18 protein-coding genes, 1 tRNA gene, 4 pseudogenes and 2 other annotated features are annotated in these 20,119 nt (G+C 34.1%); of the genes and pseudogenes, 2 read left to right on the forward strand and 21 right to left on the reverse strand.

Features of this window, described 5'->3' with window-relative positions; genetic code table 11:
- Positions 1-152 precede the first annotated feature (152 nt).
- From mscL to TKV_RS07185, 6 genes and pseudogenes are all read right to left on the reverse strand, one after another.
- Entirely contained in the window at positions 153-515 is a 363-nt protein-coding gene (gene mscL, locus TKV_RS07160) for a large conductance mechanosensitive channel protein MscL (RefSeq protein WP_148307281.1), read from the reverse strand.
- A gap of 210 nt (positions 516-725) precedes the next feature.
- Positions 726-1,482, reverse strand: a pseudogene (locus tag TKV_RS13955) (sulfite exporter TauE/SafE family protein).
- A complete protein-coding gene (locus TKV_RS07170) occupies positions 1,482-2,036 on the reverse strand; it encodes a nitroreductase family protein (RefSeq protein ID WP_148307256.1) in 555 nt (184 codons plus the stop codon). Before TKV_RS07170 ends, TKV_RS13955 begins: the two are co-directional and overlap by 1 nt.
- Before the next feature lie 219 nt (positions 2,037-2,255).
- Entirely contained in the window at positions 2,256-3,203 is a 948-nt protein-coding gene (locus tag TKV_RS13960) for a GGDEF domain-containing protein (RefSeq protein WP_322785819.1), read from the reverse strand.
- Positions 3,204-3,383: 180 nt separating this feature from the next.
- Positions 3,384-4,021, reverse strand: a pseudogene (locus tag TKV_RS07180) (EAL domain-containing protein); the annotation flags it as partial.
- Positions 4,022-4,330: 309 nt separating this feature from the next.
- Complete coding sequence (locus tag TKV_RS07185; RefSeq protein ID WP_049685371.1) at positions 4,331-5,602, reverse strand: stalk domain-containing protein; 1,272 nt, start codon at positions 5,600-5,602, stop codon at positions 4,331-4,333.
- 170 nt (positions 5,603-5,772) lie between these two features.
- Here TKV_RS07185 and TKV_RS07190 point away from each other — a divergent pair.
- Positions 5,773-5,848 (forward strand) — tRNA-Trp (locus tag TKV_RS07190).
- Between the two features lie 134 nt (positions 5,849-5,982).
- On the opposite strand, the pseudogene TKV_RS07195 reads toward TKV_RS07190, so the two are convergent.
- Positions 5,983-6,165 (reverse strand): annotated as a pseudogene (locus TKV_RS07195) (PspC domain-containing protein); the annotation flags it as partial.
- 180 nt (positions 6,166-6,345) lie between these two features.
- Here TKV_RS07195 and TKV_RS07200 point away from each other — a divergent pair.
- Positions 6,346-6,762 carry a secondary thiamine-phosphate synthase enzyme YjbQ gene (locus TKV_RS07200; RefSeq protein WP_049685372.1) on the forward strand — a complete coding sequence of 139 codons (417 nt, stop codon included), beginning with the start codon at positions 6,346-6,348 and terminating at the stop codon, positions 6,760-6,762.
- A 23-nt stretch (positions 6,763-6,785) separates the two neighbouring features.
- On the opposite strand, the gene TKV_RS07205 is transcribed toward TKV_RS07200, so the two are convergent.
- The 14 genes and pseudogenes from TKV_RS07205 to ileS all read right to left on the reverse strand — a co-directional run bounded on the left by TKV_RS07205 (position 6,786) and on the right by ileS (position 19,818).
- On the reverse strand, positions 6,786-7,406 hold the full coding sequence (locus tag TKV_RS07205) for a TraR/DksA C4-type zinc finger protein (protein WP_049685373.1): 621 nt from the start codon (positions 7,404-7,406) through the stop codon (positions 6,786-6,788).
- 15 nt (positions 7,407-7,421) lie between these two features.
- Entirely contained in the window at positions 7,422-7,733 is a 312-nt protein-coding gene (locus tag TKV_RS07210) for a DUF5665 domain-containing protein (RefSeq protein WP_084574212.1), read from the reverse strand.
- Positions 7,734-7,968: 235 nt separating this feature from the next.
- On the reverse strand, positions 7,969-8,430 hold the full coding sequence (gene bcp / locus TKV_RS07215) for a thioredoxin-dependent thiol peroxidase (RefSeq protein ID WP_049686243.1): 462 nt from the start codon (positions 8,428-8,430) through the stop codon (positions 7,969-7,971).
- Positions 8,431-8,510: 80 nt separating this feature from the next.
- Positions 8,511-9,308 (reverse strand): 3-deoxy-7-phosphoheptulonate synthase, encoded by a 798-nt coding sequence (aroF, locus tag TKV_RS07220; RefSeq protein ID WP_173402334.1) that lies wholly within the window; start codon positions 9,306-9,308, stop codon positions 8,511-8,513.
- Complete coding sequence (trpA, locus tag TKV_RS07225) at positions 9,305-10,093, reverse strand: tryptophan synthase subunit alpha (RefSeq protein ID WP_049685374.1); 789 nt, start codon at positions 10,091-10,093, stop codon at positions 9,305-9,307. The genes aroF and trpA overlap by 4 nt, the downstream gene beginning before the upstream one ends.
- Positions 10,090-11,265, reverse strand: coding sequence for a tryptophan synthase subunit beta (gene trpB / locus TKV_RS07230; protein ID WP_049685375.1), 1,176 nt, complete (start codon positions 11,263-11,265; stop codon positions 10,090-10,092). Before trpB ends, trpA begins: the two co-directional genes overlap by 4 nt.
- Positions 11,262-11,873, reverse strand: coding sequence for a phosphoribosylanthranilate isomerase (locus TKV_RS07235; RefSeq protein WP_003869616.1), 612 nt, complete (start codon positions 11,871-11,873; stop codon positions 11,262-11,264). Before TKV_RS07235 ends, trpB begins: the two co-directional genes overlap by 4 nt.
- 1 nt (position 11,874) lies before the next feature.
- Entirely contained in the window at positions 11,875-12,657 is a 783-nt protein-coding gene (trpC, locus tag TKV_RS07240; protein ID WP_049685376.1) for an indole-3-glycerol phosphate synthase TrpC, read from the reverse strand.
- Positions 12,657-13,673: an anthranilate phosphoribosyltransferase gene (trpD, locus tag TKV_RS07245; protein WP_049685377.1), complete on the reverse strand. Its 1,017-nt coding sequence runs from the start codon at positions 13,671-13,673 to the stop codon at positions 12,657-12,659. The genes trpC and trpD overlap by 1 nt, the downstream gene beginning before the upstream one ends.
- On the reverse strand, positions 13,654-14,241 hold the full coding sequence (locus tag TKV_RS07250) for an anthranilate synthase component II (protein WP_003867685.1): 588 nt from the start codon (positions 14,239-14,241) through the stop codon (positions 13,654-13,656). Before TKV_RS07250 ends, trpD begins: the two co-directional genes overlap by 20 nt.
- Positions 14,241-15,668 (reverse strand): anthranilate synthase component I, encoded by a 1,428-nt coding sequence (gene trpE / locus TKV_RS07255; RefSeq protein WP_049685378.1) that lies wholly within the window; start codon positions 15,666-15,668, stop codon positions 14,241-14,243. The genes TKV_RS07250 and trpE overlap by 1 nt, the downstream gene beginning before the upstream one ends.
- A gap of 37 nt (positions 15,669-15,705) precedes the next feature.
- Positions 15,706-16,004 (reverse strand) — a binding site (T-box leader).
- A 111-nt stretch (positions 16,005-16,115) separates the two neighbouring features.
- A pseudogene (locus tag TKV_RS13965) lies at positions 16,116-16,235 on the reverse strand (thiamine-binding protein); the annotation flags it as partial.
- A 39-nt stretch (positions 16,236-16,274) separates the two neighbouring features.
- Complete coding sequence (locus TKV_RS07265) at positions 16,275-16,970, reverse strand: 5'-methylthioadenosine/adenosylhomocysteine nucleosidase (RefSeq protein WP_049685379.1); 696 nt, start codon at positions 16,968-16,970, stop codon at positions 16,275-16,277.
- Between the two features lie 49 nt (positions 16,971-17,019).
- Positions 17,020-19,818, reverse strand: a complete 2,799-nt coding sequence (gene ileS, locus TKV_RS07270; RefSeq protein ID WP_049685380.1) for an isoleucine--tRNA ligase — start codon at positions 19,816-19,818, stop codon at positions 17,020-17,022.
- A gap of 59 nt (positions 19,819-19,877) precedes the next feature.
- Positions 19,878-20,101, reverse strand: a binding site (T-box leader).
- Positions 20,102-20,119 lie beyond the last annotated feature (18 nt).

Below are 20,119 nucleotides of genomic sequence, written 5' to 3' on the forward strand. Positions count from 1 at the left end.
CTTATCTGTCAAGTATTTTAACTTTATTATACCATATTGTTTGACAAAATCAACTATTTTATAAAATTGAAAAAATAATTTGTCGTCGATCCTCAACATTTTTTGCATTATCTTAGGTCGACGACAAATTTATATTAATCAATATTCTTACCTTACTTTTCCTTTAATACCTCTAATATTTCTCTTAAAAGTTTTACTTCCTCTGATGGTTCAGGTGGTGTTTGTTCTTTTTCTTTTGCTTTTCGCAGTCTAATAGCATTCATAGGAGCTACTATGAAAAAATATATGGCTGCAGATACGATAATAAAGTTAACAACAGCATTAAGGAAATTACCTATGGCTATTGGTCCTAATTTAAGGGCAGAAAAATCAGGAGCTCCAAATATTGCTCCAATCAGTGGAGTTAAAACATCCACAACTAATGAATTTACTACTTTGTTAAAAGCTGCACCTATTATTACAGCTACTGCTAAATCCAAAACATTTCCACGCAATAATGAATTCTTTAAACCGATAACCCTCACAAACACACTTAGCTACCCGTTCAACATTTCCACGCATAATGAATTCTTTAAACCCTTTTAACACATTTTTCTCCTTTCAACAAGTGATTGATTGTCCACACTTTATATTTTATCACTAAAATGTTAGTTGTTAAGTCAAAAAATTGGCAAAATAATACACTACAAAGTTATCTCCCTTCAGTTCAATAACTATCTACTTTCCTACACTCCTCTAACCCAAAACGCTATTGCCAATGCAATTCCCCATAAAACTACAAAATTCTTTACTTTCTTATTGTCAAACCTTTGTGATACTTTTGCTCCCCAATATCCTCCTAAAGCAAATCCTATCATCAGAATAAAAGCAAAAGGCCATACTACTTTTCCACTAAAGAGTAAAATTAAACCGGAAGTGACATTTATAAAAAGTGAAAGAAGGTTTTTTATACCATTTGCTGTGTGTATATCAGTAATACCTGCTATGCCTAAAGTGGCAAGCATTAAAATGCCAATTCCTGCTGCAAAATATCCACCATAAAGAGAAGTAAGAAATTGAAGTATAAAAACTATTACTAAAGAGCTTTTTATTTCACCTCTATCTCCATTTAAATTAAATTTATGTATTCTGTCATTTAATGCTAAAACCATAGTAGCGAACAAAACTAAAAAAGGCACAATAAAATCAAAGACTTTGTGAGGAGTTATCATAAGAAGATAAGCTCCTAAGATACCCCCCAAGTAAAGAAGGCAATGTCAGAAACCTTAAAAGCTCTTTCGTCTGATACAGTCTTTCTTTAAATGCCCATGCACCTGTGACATAACCAGTCCAAAGAGCAACAGTATTTGTTATATTGGCAGATAGAGGATTTATTCCAACCCATACAAGAGCAGGAAAGGTTATTAAAGTACCCCCTCCTGCTATTGCATTAGTAGCTCCTGCTAAAATAGAAGCCACTAAAATTATTACGTAATTACTCATTAGATTATCTCTCCAAATTCATCAAATTTAAATCTATAAGCCCTTGGAAGAAGCTCTTTTTCAGGGTCTTTGTATCCAATTGCTATTATCATAGGTACATACATATCCTCATCAATATTTAAAAATTCTTTTAGTTTTTCCTCATCAAAGCCGTCCATCGGATGAGTTTCAAGACCATACACTTTTGCAGCAATCATTATGTTCATCGCAAAAAGAGCTGAGTCTCTTATGGCCTTTCTTTTAGCCTGTTCTTCATCCTGCCAAACTGATAAAATTCTTTTTTTTGATGCCTCTTTTCTCTCTTTCTTCATGTATCCAAGTTCACTAGAGCTGTCTAAAACTCTGTCTATATTTTCTAATGCCGCCTTAGGATTTGCTATTATTACAATTACAGCAGAGGCATCTTCTACTTTTTGCTGATTAAAAGCTATTTCTTTGAGAACTTTTTTCTTTTCTTTGCTTTTTACTACAATCACTTTCCAAGGCTGAAGGTTATAAGCTGAAGGAGCAGTAGATGAAATCTCAAGAACTTCTTTTATAATGTCATCGGATATTTCTTTTGTGGAATCAAAAAGGTGATAGCTCTTCTTTCTGTTATAAGTTTTTTACACTCTTTCATATTTGTTCATCTCCTTAAAACGAATTTAAATTTTTAATAAAATATTTATCAAATGATAATTACTTTCTAATGTTTATATTCTTCAAAAATTATAAAATTCCTTCTAAAAACAAAAAATAATCCCTCAAAAAGGGAAGAAACTTTTTTGATGATTTTATGAAATTGTGTTAGCTCTTTTTTCTTGAAAATTTTCTATTATATAATGACTTTTGCCATATTTTTTACATTCCATTTTTACCTTAGAAACAAGCCCTGTAATCTCATCAATATCCGAAAATTTCTTGTTAGAATTATTTACAACAGCAATAGATATTCCCATAATAGGAAAGTCATCTTCATTCCCTAATCTATCAGTTGCATGTATGTATCCCCTCTTTACATCTAATTCATTATAAAACCTTACAATATTATAATCAAACTCTTCTATTATATTTTTACAAAGTTTCTCTACATCATAACTTTTTACAATAGCAACAAAATCGTCTCCACCTATGTGCCCTAAAAAGCTATCTTTATAAAAATATAAGTGCCTTTCTAAAATGTTCGCCACATATTTTAAAACCTTATCTCCCTTTTCAAATCCATACACATCATTATAAGCTTTAAAATTGTTTAAATCCAAATATAACAGTGAAAAAGGCTCATTTTTTGATATGACTTCTCTTATCTTTTCTTCAATCACAAAATTACCTGGAAGTCCTGTTAAAGGATTTGAATATTTAGCGATGTTTAATTCTAGTTGCATAGACTTTTCAAGAAGAGTAATTACAGGAACAATTCCATAATAAACTCCATCTTTTTCAATAATTATATAATCATATAATTTCTCTTCTTCTCTTGTTGTAACAGCTTTAACAACTTCACTTATGGGGACATCATAATCGAATATAAGGGGATTTGGGTCCATCAATTTATAAATAGGTCTTTTCATATAAACAGCCCATCCATACTGAGTGCCAATATGAGAAAAAAACTCTTTTCTCATCACAAGCCCCACTGCCTTTTTATCATTAACTACAGTTATACCTTGAATATTTGGATTATCAGCAAAAATCTTCTCTACTTCAGACCCTAATACAAAAGGAGAAATGGATTGGTCCATCCTTGCTATTTCCCCAATTTTAATCGTATATACTGATGCAAATTTTAACCTTTCAACATATAAATTCCTGTCAACTATCAATTTTTTAATTTCTTCATCTGGATAAGCAAGAGTTTTACAAGGTTTAGCCAGTAAAAAACCTTGACCTAAGGGAACTCCAATTTCAATTACTGTATATAATTCGTCAATTGTTTCAATGCCTTCAGCTATTAGTTTTATATTAGTATTATTAGCAAATTCTATCAAAGCTTTTACTATAGCCTTCTTAAAATTATCTTTATCAAAGACATATCAATTTTTACATAATAGGGCTTTATTTGAGCAATTGCAGAAAGCCCAGAATATCCTGCTCCAACATCATCTATAGCTATTTTATAACCTTGACTTTTGTAGTGGTCTATGACATTTTTAAAAGCCTTATAATCTTCAATTGCAGTCTTTTCTGTAATTTCAAAAATCAAGTTAGAAGGGTTTATCCCATAAAATTGCAATACTTCTTTTGTTGTGCCTCTTATAAAATGCTCATCTTTTATTATCTCTGGATCTACGTTTAAAAATAAAAGTCTGTCACTTTTAAAGCTATTAAAAGTTTCAATAGCTTTAATCCTTGTAACCATTTCTAAATCCCATAAAAGATTAGCTTTTTTTGCCTCTTCAAATAGAACTTCGGGATTATAGAAATAACTTCCTTCAGGACCTCTTGTTAAAGCCTCATACCCAATCACTTTTCCGTCTGATAGAGAAATTATTGGTTGGAAAAATATATTAAATTTTTTCTCACTAACTATCTTCTTTAGTTCTTCTTCCAATTTTACCACCTCTTGATATAATTATACATAAACAATGTTAAAATCTTGTTAATTTTATGTAAAATTTCGATAATAATTTAAAAGGGAACTTTTTATCAATTTTCCCGACTTATATAGTAGAGGTGGCTCCGAAAGAAGAGGTGACAACACATTGGATATAACAGATGTTATTAAAAAAGTACAAAAATTAGATAGACCGTTTGTATATGCAATTATTGACAATAAGACAAATTTACCTATTTTCATTGGCACAGTGATGAGTATAAAAAATTGAAATAATTAATATTAATAAGGGTTTAAGCAATCGCTTAACCCCTCTCATTTATAATCAAAATATTTTTCCAAAAATTTTTCTTTATCCCAGCTATGGTCTTTTGCTAACTGCTCCTCTGTTACATTGAAATAATCATATCTTACATTATCCCCTTGATCTGGAACAGGATCATCCCATGTAACATCTACGTAACTGATTTTGCCGTCAATTCTTATCATATTCCAAGCATGGGGCATAGACCCACTATAATTAAAACCTGTACCAGCTACTCCAAGGCTATCAATCCTAGCTAGTTGAGCAAGTAAATTAAAAGCAGCAGTATATCCTTGGCACACCCCTACTCCTTTTATCAAAACTCCATAAGCAGTATAAGATTCTGGTGGTATAGTGTTATTTATCAAATTTTCATAATCATATTTAGTATTTTTTACAATATAGTCGTGGATTGCTTTGACTTTATCTATATCAGACATATCCGGTTTTATTATTTGGTCAATAATTTCTTTAGCTTTAATATTTATTTCATCTTTCATTTTTCCCAATTTATCTTTAGGATATATATATTCAAATTTTATACTTACTTTACTTATGACGTTGTTAAAACCATTTGCAGAAATAGTCCACTTATTAGCATAGCCAATTTCAGGATGATGTGCCAATACCAGATCTACAATATCCGATATACTGTTTAAGATATCATTAATTGTACAGCTACTTCCTGCAGAATTGCAGAAAGAATTGCTAAGGGTAAAAGTTATCTCATCTTCATTGTTTTCAAGAGCATTTTTAATTAAAAGATACAAATCTTTTTCACTGGTTATATTAGAAGATGAAAAAGTATTAGTTTCGCTAACTGTGTTTTTTGGTGCAGTTATTGAACTTACCCTCGTTCTTTGGTTGGAAGAATTGATTATTATGTGCCCATTATCGTATATTACTTCATCTCCAAGGGCTTTACAAACAAATCTTAAAGGCACATAGGTATAGCCATTTATAATTTGCGGCGCCACTACTAATTCATAACTTTTTCCATTAACTTTTGCAATTTTGTGGCCAATTATAAGTTGTACAGTCGTTTCGCCGCGAAAGGCTGTAACCGTTTTAGTTTTCTCTTCCCAGTTTACCTTAGTACCTAATGCTTCAAAAAATGCCCGCATAGGGACTAAAGTTGTGTCGTTTTTTATAACAGGCTTTTGTTCAAAAACTACACTTTGTCCATTAATTGTAATTGTTATATTTGCCCCTTGTGCTGAAATAGGAATGAATATAGAAAAGACTACAAAAACTAATAGTATTAAAGATATCTTTTTAAGCATTAATATCACCTCTGAACTTTCTAGAGACTAATATTAAACTATACAACAATATTTCTCTATCTCTTTAATAATTATACTAAATCTCAAAAAATTTTCTATGAATAATTCAACAAAAAAGGATATAAATTATTGACGAGGATTTGTTTCGTATGTTATAATAAAAAGCGCGCAGGGGAGTAGCTCAATTGGTAGAGCAACGGTCTCCAAAACCGTGGGCTGCGGGTTCGATTCCTGTCTCCCCTGCCATTATTGAAAAGTTAATGTTTCCAGCAAACGAACCCTCTCAAAAAATCCGAAGTTGTTGGGAGGGGTTTTATTATTCCTAAATCGCTACCATTCAGAAATTTAAAACTAATAAACTTATCTTAACGTTAATTTTACGGTTCTTCTGGTATAATTATCCATGCAATTAAATAAGCTAAAAGTCCAGTTCCCCAAAATATTATTAGAAATGCCCAAATGAGTCTTATAATTGTTGGGTCTACATTAAAATACTCTGCTATTCCTCCACATACGCCTCCTATCATTCTTTGTGTTCTTGAGCGATAAAGTTTTTTTGACATTATACACACTCCTTAATTTTTTATTTTCTTCTCTAATATGACCTTCAAATACCAATTTTTTGTGGCCTTTTTACAACACCTCTTCCTCTTAAAATTAATATACCAGAGTATTATTACTCTTGCAAACAATTTATTTGTGATAAAATATAATTAAAAATAACCAATGTGGGAGGTATCATCGTGAAAAGCTATAGAAAAGAGTTGTGGTTTGAAACAAAAAAGAGAAGAGAATTTATAAACATTACACCTCTTATAGAGGAATGCTTAAGAGAAAGCGGAATCAAGGAAGGGCTTCTTTTATGTAATGCAATGCACATTACCTCAAGTGTTTTTATAAATGACGATGAACCAGGCTTACATAAAGACTTTGAAAATTTCTTGGAAAAATTAGCCCCCGAAAAACCCTATGACCAATATTATCATAATACTTATGAAGATAATGCAGACGCTCATTTAAAGCGTACAATAATGGGTCGAGAAGTTGTAGTAGCTATAACAGATGGAAAATTAGATTTTGGTCCATGGGAACAAATCTTTTACGGTGAATTTGACGGAAGAAGGAAAAAGAGAGTGTTGGTCAAAATTATAGGTGAATAAAAAATCTCCAGTTTCCCGGAGATTTACAAAGTCCTTTTATAATCTTCATTACTTATCTTGTCAGTTTCCTCTACATAACCAGCATTTTCATCATCATAGTCATCATCATAATTGTCCAAACCGCTTTTTGTCTTATTAAATCGTGCAACCTCTTGATAAGAATCCTCTGCATCAAATTGAATTTCTTCTTTTAAATCCTTATACCCCCATCCAAAGGGGTATTTTATCATTCTCTCTTCATTCGGCCTTGAATTCCTTAAATCTTTTAATTTCAAATCATTATTTTTAGCGCATTCTGCACAAAGAGCAGTATAAGGAAGGGCTTCTAATCGTTCTTCTTCAATTGGCTTATGGCAGTGAGTACATATCCCGTAAGTACCCATTTCCATCCTCTTAAAAGCATCTTCTATTTGCCTTAAAATATGTTTTTCGTTGTTTTTGAGAGCATAATTTTTCTCTACTTCATAAACTTCAGAAGCAAAATCTGCCGGATGATTATCCAAAAGAGAAAGTTCTTGATAATACTCTCTCTGTGCAATTCCGCCAATGCCATCATTGTAATTCATTTGATTTATTGTGCTTAAGACCTTTCCCTTTTCTTTTAATAGTAATTGTCTAAAGTGTTCCAGCTTTTCACTATCCATCATACCAACTCCTATTTAATATAACTTTTGATTTACCATCTTAACTATATCCGCTATAATACTGCCAATTAGAGGTAAATTTAACATCACCAATTTTTGAAGTATATAAAGAACTATCGCACCAAGTATTGTAAAACCTACTGCTATTCCAAAACCTCTTGCTACCCCGCCTATAAAGTTTAACCACAAAAGCCTATAAGGGCTTTGCATAAGCTCGACGTAATCAGCAATTTTCATCTTCTCCATCATCTCTGACATTTGGTCCAACTGCTTTTTTATTGCAGTTAACATAATATTATTATTGTTTTTATATTCGTCTTTATTCAAGACTTTTTCCTCCTTACATTTAATTTTTCCAGTATCGTTTTCTTTATTACTGTAAAATAAAGCCTTTATAAACGTTTATTTATTCATTAGAAAAAATATGAAATCAATCTTGTATTTAATAATATTTTACCTCAAAATGTACTGTAAATAGAAGAGATAGAAGATATTATAAAAGACTTTAAACAAGCTCTTGACAAGATATAAGAAAAAAGTTTAGGGCTTTCCCTAAACTTTTTTATATTTCATCTAACGCCTTTAATACCTCTTCAACGTGTCCATCTACTTTTACCCTTCTAAATATTTTCCTAACAATTCCTTCAGAGTCAATGATAAAAGTTGACCTTTCTATTCCCATTTTCTTTTTGCCATACATGTTTTTTTCTTTGTATACCCCATATTCTGTAGACACATTCGCATCTTTGTCACTTAGAAGAATAAAAGGAAGATTGAATTTTTCAATAAACTTTTTATGAGAAGTTTCATCATCTAAACTTATACCTATTACGACAGCATTTTTCTCTTCTATTGACTTTATGTTGTCCCTAAAAGAAACAGCTTCTTTTGTACAACCTGGAGTGTTATCTTTTGGATAAAAGTATAAAACAACCTTTTTACCTAAAAAATCTGAAAGGGAAACTTGTTTTCCATCATGAGTATTTAAAGTAAAGTCAGGAGCTTTTTTATTTAGCTCTACCATGCTATCCCTACTTTCTAAAATTATTTTCTTTAGATAATTATTTTCTGTTACTTCTATTATATATTTTCTCACGCAAAATTTCAATAGCTTTTTATCTCTCTCATCAATTCTTCAAATTGTGAAAAATCAAGGGACTGCTCTCCATCAGATAAAGCTTTATCGGGCTCAGGGTGAACTTCCACCATTATTCCGTCTGCGCCAGCAGCTATTGAAGCTTTTGCCATCGGTATGATTAAGCTTCTTTTCCCTGTACCATGGCTTACATCTGCGATAATAGGCAAGTTTGAAAGTTCATGAATTACTAAAATTGCAGCAATATCCAGCGTATTTCGTGTATAAGTTTCAAAAGTCCTTATACCTCTTTCACACATGATGATGTTGGTGTTTCCTTCAACTGCAATATATTCCGCTGCATAAAGCCATTCTTCATAGGTAGCTGAAAATCCCCTTTTTAACAAAACAGGCTTTTTGGTTTTTCCTACTTCTTTGAGAAGCGAAAAATTCTGCATATTTCTTGAACCTATTTGAAGAACATCAACATATCTTTCCACAATTTCAACATCTCTCACATCTAAAACTTCAGTTACAACTGGCAAATTAAACATATCTCCCACATTCTTAAGCATTTTAAGTCCATCAATCCCTAAACCTTGAAAAGAATAAGGGGAGGTGCGGGGCTTATAAGCTCCTCCTCTTAAAGCATTTGCACCCCAGCTTTTAACTTTTTCTGCAATTTTTATAAGCATATCCTCATTTTCAACAGCACAGGGACCAGCTATTATAAGCTTATCTTTTCCAATAGTTATATTCCCTATTTTTATTGATACTTTATTGTTTTTATCGCCAACTATTTTAAATTCCATTTTTACCACCTTCATAGCACTTCCTTTAAGCTTGCTACAAAATTTTTGACCTCCTGTAACATTTCAGATTTATTATACCCTTTAGCAATTCTTTCTACAAGAGCACTTCCTACGATGATGCCATCACTGAAATCTTTTAATTTTTTCGCCATCTCCGGAGTAGATATGCCAAACCCTATTGCCTTTGGCATATTGGTATATTGAGAGACCATTTTCATATATTCTTCAATGTCAGTTTCAATGTCTTCTCTTGCTCCTGTGACACCTGTAATTGATACGCAATATACAAATCCTTTCCCGTTTTGCGTAATTAATTTTATCCTCTCTTTTGATGTTGGGGCAACTAAAGGTATTAAATAAATATCGTATTTATCTGCTTCTTCAGTAATATCTTTTCTCTCTTCAATAGGCAAGTCTGGAATGATAAGTCCATCTATCCCTACATCTTTTGACTCTTTTAAAAATTTTTGTATGCCATATTTGAATATAGAGTTATAGTAGACAAGGTAAACCAGAGGGATATCACTTTTTAACCTTATTTTTTCTACTATTTTCATTATATCAGGAATTTTTACACCTTTATTTAAAGCTCTTTGTGAAGAAGCCTGTATTGTAGGCCCATCAGCTAATGGATCAGAATAAGGTATTCCCAGTTCTATTATATCCGCTCCTGTTTCTTCCAAAGCCAAGACTATATCATAAGTCGTCTCTATATCCGGGTCTCCTGCTGTTATAAAGGTTATTAAGGCTTTGCGCCCTTCTCCTTTTAAGGCTTCAAACTTTTTGTCAATCCTATTCATAACTCCACCCCCAATACTTTCGCAACTGTATTTACGTCTTTATCTCCTCTGCCTGACAAATTTACAATGATAATATTGTCTTTCCTTAAATTTGGAGCCAGTTTCATAGCATATGCCAAAGCGTGAGCGCTCTCCAAAGCTGGTATTATCCCTTCTGTTTGAGATAAGTCCATAAAAGCCGCCAATGCTTCTTTGTCTGTCGCATATACATATTGAGCTCTATTACTTTCTTTTAAAAAGGCATGTTCTGGACCTACCCCCGGGTAATCCAGTCCTGCAGATATAGAGTATACTGGCATTATTCTCCCCTCTTCATCCTGTAAAAGATAAGTCATCATGCCGTGCAATACTCCTACAGAACCTTTTGCCATTGTAGCTGCATGTTTCCCTGTCTCAATTCCTTCACCTGCAGCTTCCACGCCTATCAATTTTACCTCTTTATCTTCAATGAAGGGATAGAAAATTCCCATGGCATTACTGCCTCCGCCGACACAAGCAATCACATAATCAGGAAGTCTTCCTTCTTTTTGAAGTATTTGCTCTTTTGCCTCATCCCCTATTACTCTTTGAAAATCTCTCACCATAGTAGGATAAGGATGAGGCCCAACAACAGAACCCATCACATAAAAAGTATTATCTACATTTGTCACCCAATCTCTTATTGCTTCATTTATTGCATCTTTTAAGGTTCCCGTCCCTGATTTTACTGGTGTTACTTTTGCACCTAAAAGTTTCATTCTAAAGACATTTAAAGATTGCCTTTTTATATCTTCTTCTCCCATGAATATTTCGCATTCCATTCCAAACATTGCAGCAGCTGTAGCAGTTGCCACTCCATGCTGTCCTGCTCCTGTCTCAGCTATAACTCTCTTTTTATTCATCCGCTTTGCCAGTAAAATCTGTCCCAATACGTTGTTTATTTTATGGGCTCCTGTGTGGTTTAGGTCTTCCCTCTTTAGATAAATTTTCGCCCCGCCAAGCCTTTTAGTAAGATTCTCAGCATAATACAAAGGTGTAGGTCTTCCTGAATATTCCCTCAAGTAATACCTATATTCTTCCATGAAATCTTTATCCTGTTTAGCTTTTTCAAATTCCCTCTCTAATTCTATAAGCGCATTCATCACAGTCTCTGGCACATACTGACCTCCAAAACGTCCAAATCTTCCACTCATCGAATACCCCTCACTTTTTCAATAAATGATTTCATTTTTTTAAAATCTTTATAACCTTCTGTCTCAACGCCACTGGAGACGTCAACAGCATAGGGATTTACTATTCTTATAGCTTCCTCTACATTGTTTTCGTTTAGCCCTCCTGCCAAAATTATTGGAACATTCAATTCAAATCCTTTTAAAACTTCCCAATTAAATGTTTTTCCTGTACCACCGTATTCGTTTTTTGTCAAAGTGTCAAATACAAAACTATTTACTCTAAATTCTTTTGTTTTTTCCAAATCTTCTTTGTCTTTTATGCGTATTGCCTTCCACACTGTGAAATTTTTAAAATTATCTATATAATCCTGTGTTTCATCACCGTGAAACTGTAAAACATCGAGATTTAGTGTTTGAGCTATCTTTAATGCATTTTCCACTGGTTCATTTACAAAAACTCCCACTGTTTTAATCTCTTTATCAAGAAGGCTTATGAGGTATAAAGCCTGTTCTACCTCTACTTGTCTTTTGCTTTTTGCAAAGACAAATCCTACATAATCAGGTTTTAGCTCATTGGCATATTCAATATCCTCTTTTCTTCTCAGTCCGCAAATTTTTACTTTTACCAATTTATCCTCCTCCTTTTGCCTCCCTTACAAAATCAGTGATTTTGTCAATATCATCTATAATTTTCATAAAAGTCTCGCCAATTAATACGGCATCTACTCCCAAAGAAGCTAAATACCTTACATCTTCAGGTATTTTTATTCCACTTTCGGAAACAATTATTGTACTTTGAGGTATATATTTAATCAAATTTTCTGTTGTGTTTATATCTACATTAAAAGTTTTGAGGTCTCTGTTATTTATACCTATTATGTCACATTCAGCTTCCAATGCTATTTCAAGCTGTTGTCTGTCGTGAATTTCCACAAGCACATCTAAACCTACACTTTTAGATAAATTATAAAAATCTCTTAATTTGTCCCCTAATACGGAAACAATGAGAAGTACTGCGTCGGCTCCTAAAATTTTTGATTCATATATTTGGTATTCATCCACGATAAAATCTTTTCTCAAAATAGGTTTTGAACTCACTTTTTTTACTTCCCTGATATAGTTGTCATCCCCTTTAAAAAATTCCTTCTCTGTCAAAACGGAAATAGCGTCAATATCAACTTTCTCATACACTTTTGCAATTTTTACTGAATCAAAGTCTTCTTTTATAATTCCTTTAGAGGGAGAGGCTTTTTTTATCTCTCCAATAATTGATATACCCTCTTTTTGAAGTACTTTCTTGAAATTGCCAGAATAGCCTCCTTTAATTTCGTTAATTAGTTCCTCTACTGGCTTTATTCTTTTTTTCTCTTCCACCTCCTTTTTTTTGTGTCTCACAATCTCATCTAATACCATCAATTAAGCCTCCTTTGGTACTCCAAAATCTCTGTAAGCTTATCAAAAGCTAAACCCGTATCTATTAGATAATTTGCGACTTTTATTCCCTCTTTTAAATCTTCCACAACTTTTCCTATATATAAGGCCGCTGCTGCGTTTAAAACGACTATATCTCTTTTAGGCCCTTTTTCACCTTTTAAGATGTTTAAGATTATTTGAGCATTCTCTTTTGCATCTTTGCCTTCTAAATCTTCAAGTTTTGCATAAGGGATACCGTAATCCTCTGGGTCTATCACATAATCAATGACTTTGCCTTCTTTTACTTCACTGACAAAAGTAGGAGAAGTAGTAGTTATTTCATCAAGGCCATCAAAGCCGTGGACCACCATAGCCTTTTCAGTTCCCAATCTTAAAAGTACTTCAGCGAGAGGATGAGTCAATTCTTTATCGTAAACTCCTAATACCTGTCCTTTTACAAATGCGGGATTTGTCAATGGTCCTAAAACATTAAATACCGTTCTTGTGCCTAACTCTTTTCTTATGCCTGCTACGTTTTTCATTGCGACGTGATATTTGGGCGCAAACAAAAATCCCATACCCTTTTCTTCAATTAATCTTTTTGTTTTTTCTGGCACCATTTCAATGTCAAATCCCAATTCCATCAAAACATCTGCACTTCCGCTTTTGCTGGAAACAGCTCTGTTGCCGTGTTTTGCAACTTTTACTCCTGCAGCAGAGGCAATTATCGCCACTGCCGTTGAAATATTGAATGTCTTCCCACCATCGCCACCTGTACCACAAGTATCTATTACATAATCCGAAGCAAGTTCTAATTTTATGGCGTTATCTCTCATTGCCTTTGCAAAACCTGTTATTTCTTCTACACTTTCCCCTTTTAATCGGAGTCCTATTAATATACCCCCTATTAAAGAAGGAGTTGCATTACCACTCATAATTTCATTCATAACAGCATAAGCTTCTCTCTCTTCAAGGTTCTCTTTTGAAACAATTTTTTTAATAGCTTCTTGTAACATGGTATCCCACCTCCAAAAAATTTCTCAAAATTTCTTTACCCTGCTCTGTCAAGATAGACTCTGGATGAAACTGTAAACCATATACAGGGTATTTATTATGCCTTACTCCCATAATCACTCCTTCCTCTGTATAGGCTGTAATTTCTAAATTTCTTGGAAGAGTTTGTCTATCTATAACAAGAGAGTGATATCTCATTGCCTCTATAGGATTCTTAATATCTTTAAATATTTTTTCACCTTCGTGAAATACGAGAGAAGTTTTGCCATGCATTATCTTATCTGCTTTTACAATTTTTGCACCATATGCATATCCAATCGCTTGATGGCCAAGACATATTCCTAATATTGGAATTTTATGCCCTAGATTTTTAATGACATCAACACATATACCAGCATTTTCAGGTCTTCCTGGTCCAGGGGATAATATAATTTTCTCAGGATTCAGTTTTTCAATCTCTTCAATATCCATTTCATCATTTCTTATTACAAATATTTCTTTGTTCATTTCTCCCACATATTGATAAAGATTATAGGTAAAGGAATCGTAATTATCTATAATCAGAATCATCAAAGAACCTCCTTAAGAGCCATTGCCTTATTTAAAGTTTCACAGTATTCCATCTCAGGAATTGAATCATATACAATGCCTGCTCCCGCTTGAACGTAAGCATAACCTTCTTTGAAGAGAATAGTCCTTATTGCTATGCACATGTCCATATTGCCATTGTAGGAAAAATATCCAACAGCTCCTGCGTAAAAAGACCTTCTCACATTTTCAAGTTCGTCTATTATTTCCATCGCCCTTATTTTTGGTGCCCCAGAAACTGTACCTGCAGGAAGACAAGCTATAAGAGCATCAAAAGCCGTAAGTCCTCTTTTTAGCTTTCCTGAAACAGTCGATACAATGTGCATTACATGAGAGTAAAAATCTACTTCCATAAAACGCTCTATTTTTACACTTCCAAATTCACTAACTTTTCCTATGTCGTTTCTTCCAAGGTCAACTAACATCACATGCTCTGCCCTTTCCTTTTCATCTTTTAAAAGTTCCTCTTTAAGTCTTAAATCCTCTTCTTCATCTTTTCCTCTTCGTCTTGTACCCGCTATCGGATTTGTGGTTACTTTACCTTTAAAAACACTTACAAGGCTTTCAGGTGAAGAACCAAGAAGCTGAAAATCACCAAAATCGATGTAAAAAAGATATGGAGATGGATTTTTTGACCTTAATCTTCTGTATATCTCGAAAGGGTGGGAACTTACTGCTGCTTTTAACCTTTGAGACAACACTACTTGGAATATGTCTCCTTTTTCGATGTATTCTTTTGCTTTTTCAACAATTTTACAAAACTCTTCTTTTGTAAAATTGTAATAAACTTCTTGATTTTGTTGTGGTGGAAGGTCATGGAATTGCGGAGTGGCTAATTTTATTTCTTGATAAAGTGTATTAATCTTTTGTAAAACTTTCTCATATTCCACATCTTCATTGGGATATACGTTATAAACAATGTAAATTCTGTGTTTAAAATGGTCATAGCAGACGAAGCTTTTGTAAAACATAAAGTAAGCTTCCGGTATATTTATTTCATCAGGGTTTTTATCCGGCAGTCTTTCATAAAGCCTTATCGTATCGTAAGATACATAACCCACAGCACCTCCAACAAAAGGAATATCAAGTCCTAGAGAATTGTATTTGGCTTTCATAACTTTTCTTATTTCCTCAAGTACTAGCCCTTCCTTAGCTTCTTCTTTCTCGCCTATAATTTTTATTCTTTTGCCATAACTTAAAATTGATAAATATGGGTCTTTTCCTATAAATGAATATCTCCCCCAGTTAATACCTCCATTTGCACTTTCCAGTAAAAATTTGTTTTTGCCTTCAAGACTATAAAAAATGTTTATTGGCGTCAATTCATCTCCGTTTATTTCTGCATAGACTGGGAAAACATATCCTCTTTTTTTGTGTTCGCAAAAATCTTCTTTAGAAATGTTTACCACTGTACCACCTCCTGAAAATTAAAAAAGTCACTCCGCCCATTGGGGCGAAGTGACTCGCGGTGCCACCCAATTTGTCCTGTATTACTAAAAAAAGCATTTCACCAAAAGGGCGAAATGCTCGCTTGTGCCACCTTTTTCACACAGGACCACTCTTTCGGGTACGGAGATTTCTCGATACCCTGTCTTTTTAACGGTAGACCACCGGATACTGCTACTTAAAAGTTCGCATCTCACCTCGCGGGCCCATTCAATATCAGCTACAGTACTCGGCTTTCACCCTCCCGAGCTCGCTTTGACTAAACGCTGATATCTACTCTTCCCGGTCATTGGTTTTCACACCTATTTAAGTTGTGTTATTTTAATTCTATAACGCATTAAATTATTTGTCAATATATCTTTATGCATTTCAAAATTAATTATACGTATTTTTTTTCTTGAATTGTAACAAAGTTCTCCTTCCATGGTAGTTTCCATTGGACCTACCACATATTTTACACCTGTACTCTTTATATATTCTATGACTTTATCTACAATTGGATATATGTCTTCTTCTGAAACTACTGGCAATACTTAGAGGCTTACATTTGATAAAGGCATTCTATCACCTCATAAAAGCTTTATCATCTCTTTAACAATCTTGCTAGAAATATTAGCAGCATGTTCTACAAATGCACTAAAATCAACAGAAGCTTCATCGTTAGCGTTATCCGAAATACTCCTTATTATGACAAAAGGTATATTATTTAAATACGCTACATGGCCAATAGCTGCTCCTTCCATTTCCACTGCATAGGCATTAAACATTTCTCCCAATCTTTTTGCTTCCTCTTTTGAGGAAACAAATTTGTCTCCTGAAATGATTCTCCCTACGTATACATCGCTCTCTGCAATATTTTCTGCCGTTTTTTTGGCTAATTCTACTAATTTTCCGTCGGCTCTAAAAATACTTTCCTCCATCCTCGGTATAATTCCCAATTCATAGCCAAAAGCCGTTACATCAATATCATATTCCATAGCATCTGAAGATATAACTATGTCTCCCACCTTTACGCCCGGTTTTATTCCACCAGCTACACCAGTATTTATGAGTATATCTATATTAAAATTAGAAATCAAAATTTGAGCTGCCATGGCTGCATTTACCTTGCCAATCCCGGATTGCACTACAACAATATCGCTACCATTTAAACTGCCTATATAAAAATCTAATTTGCCTTTTGTCACAATTTCCTTTAAAGACATTTCATTTTTTAAAATATTGACTTCTTCCTCCATAGCACCTATTAGTCCAATCTTTTTCACATCACAACCCCCTAATGTTTTAATTTAAAAAGGGGAAAAAATCCCCTTTTTAAACTTGTGTTTGCTGCTCGATATGAGAAGCACATCTTGCACAAATAGTGGGATGCTCCTTTATAGTTCCTACTGTTTCACTGTACATCCAACAACGCTCACACTTTTCTCCTGGCGCATGAGTCACTACAATTTTTAAGTCATAATCTTCGCTAGCATAAGAATTTTGCGGAGCCAATTCTCCAGGTTGATGGAGGACAACCTTTGAGACTATGAACACATAATCAAGGTCATTAAATCCTTTGAAGAAATCGTAAAGCTCTTTGGAAGGATATATGTCTACCTGCGCCTCTAGAGAATGACCTATTTTTTTGTCATTTCTTGCTATCTCAAGAGCTTTTGAAATGTCTTTTCTTACATCAAAGAGTTTTTCCCATTTCTCTATGATGTATGGATTATTATACTTTTCTTGTACTTTAGGCCAATCAGCTAACTGTATACTTTCAACATTGTTTTTGCTGTCATGTTTCATGTATGACCATATTTCTTCAGAAGTAAAAGTAAGCACCGGTGCTATCAATCTTACAAGAGTGTCTAAAATGATATACAGTGTCGTCTGAGCAGCCCTTCTCTCTTTAGAAGAAGCAGGATAAGTATACAACCTGTCTTTCAAGATGTCAAGGTAGAAGCTGCTCATATCTACAACACAGAAGGTGTGAACTTCATGGAGAAAATCATAGTACCTGTACTCATCAAAAGACTCCGTAAGGTCTTTTACCAGCCTGTCAAGCCTGTACAAAGCCCATTTATCTATTTCAAGCAATTCTTCGTATGGCAACATATCCTTGTCAGGGTCAAAATCGTAAAGATTGCTTAACAAAAACTTGCTGGTATTGCGTATTTTTCTGTAAGCTTCTGTCATCTGTTTTAAAATCTCTTGCGAAATTCTCATATCAGAAGTAAAGTCTGCAGAAACAGTCCACAGTCTCAAAATATCTGCCCCGTATTCTTTTATCACATCTGCCGGATCAATGCCATTTCCTAAGGATTTTGACATTTTTCTTCCTTCACCATCTACCACAAACCCATGCGTCAACACGTTTTTATAAGGTGCTTTGCCACGGGTTGCCACAGATGTCAAAAGAGAAGATTGGAACCAACCTCTGTGCTGGTCTGAACCTTCAAGGTAAAGCTCTGCTGGCCATTTTAAGTCCGGATGAGTCTCTAACACAGCTGCATGGCTGGAGCCTGAATCAAACCACACATCCATTATGTCTGTCTCTTTCCTAAACTTTGTAGAACCACATTCACAGACAGTTCCTTTTGGCAATATCTCCTCAGCTGACATTTCAAACCAAGCATCTGAACCTCTTTGCCTAAAAATTTCTTTAACTGCATTTATTGTATCGTCATTTATCAATTCTTTCCCGCACTTTTCACAGTAAAATATAGGAATTGGAACACCCCATACCCTTTGCCTTGAGATACACCAGTCGCGTCTATCTCTTACCATATTGGTTATACGTTCTTCTCCCCATGCAGGATACCACTTGACCTCTTTAATTGCTTTTAAAGCCTCTTGTCTAAAACCTTCAACTGACGCAAACCACTGTTCTGTTGCCCTGAATATTATAGGACTTTTACACCTCCAGCAGTGAGGGTATGAGTGAGTTATATGTTTTGAAGCAAGAAGTGCATTAACCTTTTTTAAGTCTTCCTTTATGACCTTATTAGCATCTTCATAATACAGACCAGCATAGCCCGGCGCTTTATCTGTAAAATACCCTTTATCATCTATTGGGTTTAAAGCCTCAAGGCCATATTCCTGCCCTACCAAAAAGTCCTCTTCACCATGACCCGGCGCAGTGTGAACACATCCAGTACCTGCTTCTAAAGTTACATGCTCTCCTAAGATTATTAAAGAATCTCTGTCATATAAAGGATGGGTAGCCTTCATGCCCTCCAAATCTTTTCCTTTAAATACAGCAATTATTTCATAATCTGAAAGGTTAGCTTCTTTCTTTACAGTATCTAACATATTTTTTGCCATTATATATACTTCGTCTCCAAACTTTGCAAGCGCATAATCAAACACTGGATTTAAAGCAATTGCAAGGTTAGCCGGAATAGTCCATGTAGTAGTTGTCCATATTACAAAATACACATTATTAAGATTCTCAACAATTCCCTTGAATTTCCCCAAATCATCTCTAACTCTAAATTTTACATAAATAGAATCAGAGGTTTCATCAAAGTATTCAATTTCCGCCTCTGCTAAAGCAGTCTCACAGCTGGGGCACCAATATACAGGCTTTAATCCTTTGTAAATATAGCCTTTTTTAGCCATTTCTCCAAATACTTCTATCTGCTTAGCTTCATATTCAGGATTCAACGTAAGATACGGATTATCCCAATCTCCCCTTACTCCTAATCTCTTAAATTGAGCCTTCTGTTTTTCAATTTGAGAATACGCGAAGTCTTTGCACACTTTTCTAAATTCAATAGGACTTACCTCATGCCTTTTTATGCCTAAAGTCTTTATAGCTTGTTGCTCAATGGGAAGGCCGTGTGTGTCCCATCCTGGCACGTAAGGAGCATCATAACCCCGCATTGTTTTGTACTTTACTATAATGTCTTTTAATACTTTATTCATAGCAGTTCCAAGGTGTATATCGCCATTGGCATATGGAGGACCATCGTGTAAAATGTACTTTTCTTTACCTTTATTTTTTTCCAAAGTTTTATGATAAATATCCATTTCTTCCCATTTTTTTAATATCTCTGGCTCTCTTGTTGGTAAATTCGCCTTCATAGGAAAATCCGTTCTCGGCAAATTAAGTGTCTTATTATAATCCATCGTCCACTACCTCCTCACATTTTTTAGAATCTAAAGTTACTTAAAAAAGAAAACTTCCCGTCAGGGACGAGAAGTTCGCGGTACCACCCTATTTATTAAGACAACGAGTGCCACTCACTGTCTTAATCACTCATTTTAGATAACGGGAAACCCGGCACAGCTTACTGCAATTTCAGCCTGCAGCTCAGAGGTGATTTTCAGTAGAAACGAACTTATTGGCTCGCACCTACCGCCAACTCTCTGGAAGTTGCTTCTACTTACTCGTCCTCATCATAGCTTTTAACAATATTTTTTACACAAT

It is taken from the genome of Thermoanaerobacter kivui, assembly GCF_000763575.1.
Taxonomy (GTDB): Bacteria; Bacillota; Thermoanaerobacteria; order Thermoanaerobacterales; family Thermoanaerobacteraceae; genus Thermoanaerobacter; species Thermoanaerobacter kivui.

Coding starts and splice junctions, on each gene's coding strand:
- TKV_RS13960 (WP_322785819.1), bottom strand. CDS start 3,203: ATGGACCAATCCATTTCTCCTTTTGTATTAGGGTCTGAAGTAGAGAAG.
- TKV_RS07185 (WP_049685371.1), bottom strand. CDS start 5,602: ATGCTTAAAAAGATATCTTTAATACTATTAGTTTTTGTAGTCTTTTCT.
- TKV_RS07205 (WP_049685373.1), bottom strand. CDS start 7,406: ATGGATAGTGAAAAGCTGGAACACTTTAGACAATTACTATTAAAAGAA.
- bcp (WP_049686243.1), bottom strand. CDS start 8,430: ATGGTAGAGCTAAATAAAAAAGCTCCTGACTTTACTTTAAATACTCAT.
- aroF (WP_173402334.1), bottom strand. CDS start 9,308: ATGAAGGTGGTAAAAATGGAATTTAAAATAGTTGGCGATAAAAACAAT.
- trpA (WP_049685374.1), bottom strand. CDS start 10,093: ATGAATAGGATTGACAAAAAGTTTGAAGCCTTAAAAGGAGAAGGGCGC.
- trpB (WP_049685375.1), bottom strand. CDS start 11,265: ATGAGTGGAAGATTTGGACGTTTTGGAGGTCAGTATGTGCCAGAGACT.
- trpC (WP_049685376.1), bottom strand. CDS start 12,657: ATGGTATTAGATGAGATTGTGAGACACAAAAAAAAGGAGGTGGAAGAG.
- trpD (WP_049685377.1), bottom strand. CDS start 13,673: ATGTTACAAGAAGCTATTAAAAAAATTGTTTCAAAAGAGAACCTTGAA.
- TKV_RS07250 (WP_003867685.1), bottom strand. CDS start 14,241: ATGATTCTGATTATAGATAATTACGATTCCTTTACCTATAATCTTTAT.
- ileS (WP_049685380.1), bottom strand. CDS start 19,818: ATGGATTATAATAAGACACTTAATTTGCCGAGAACGGATTTTCCTATG.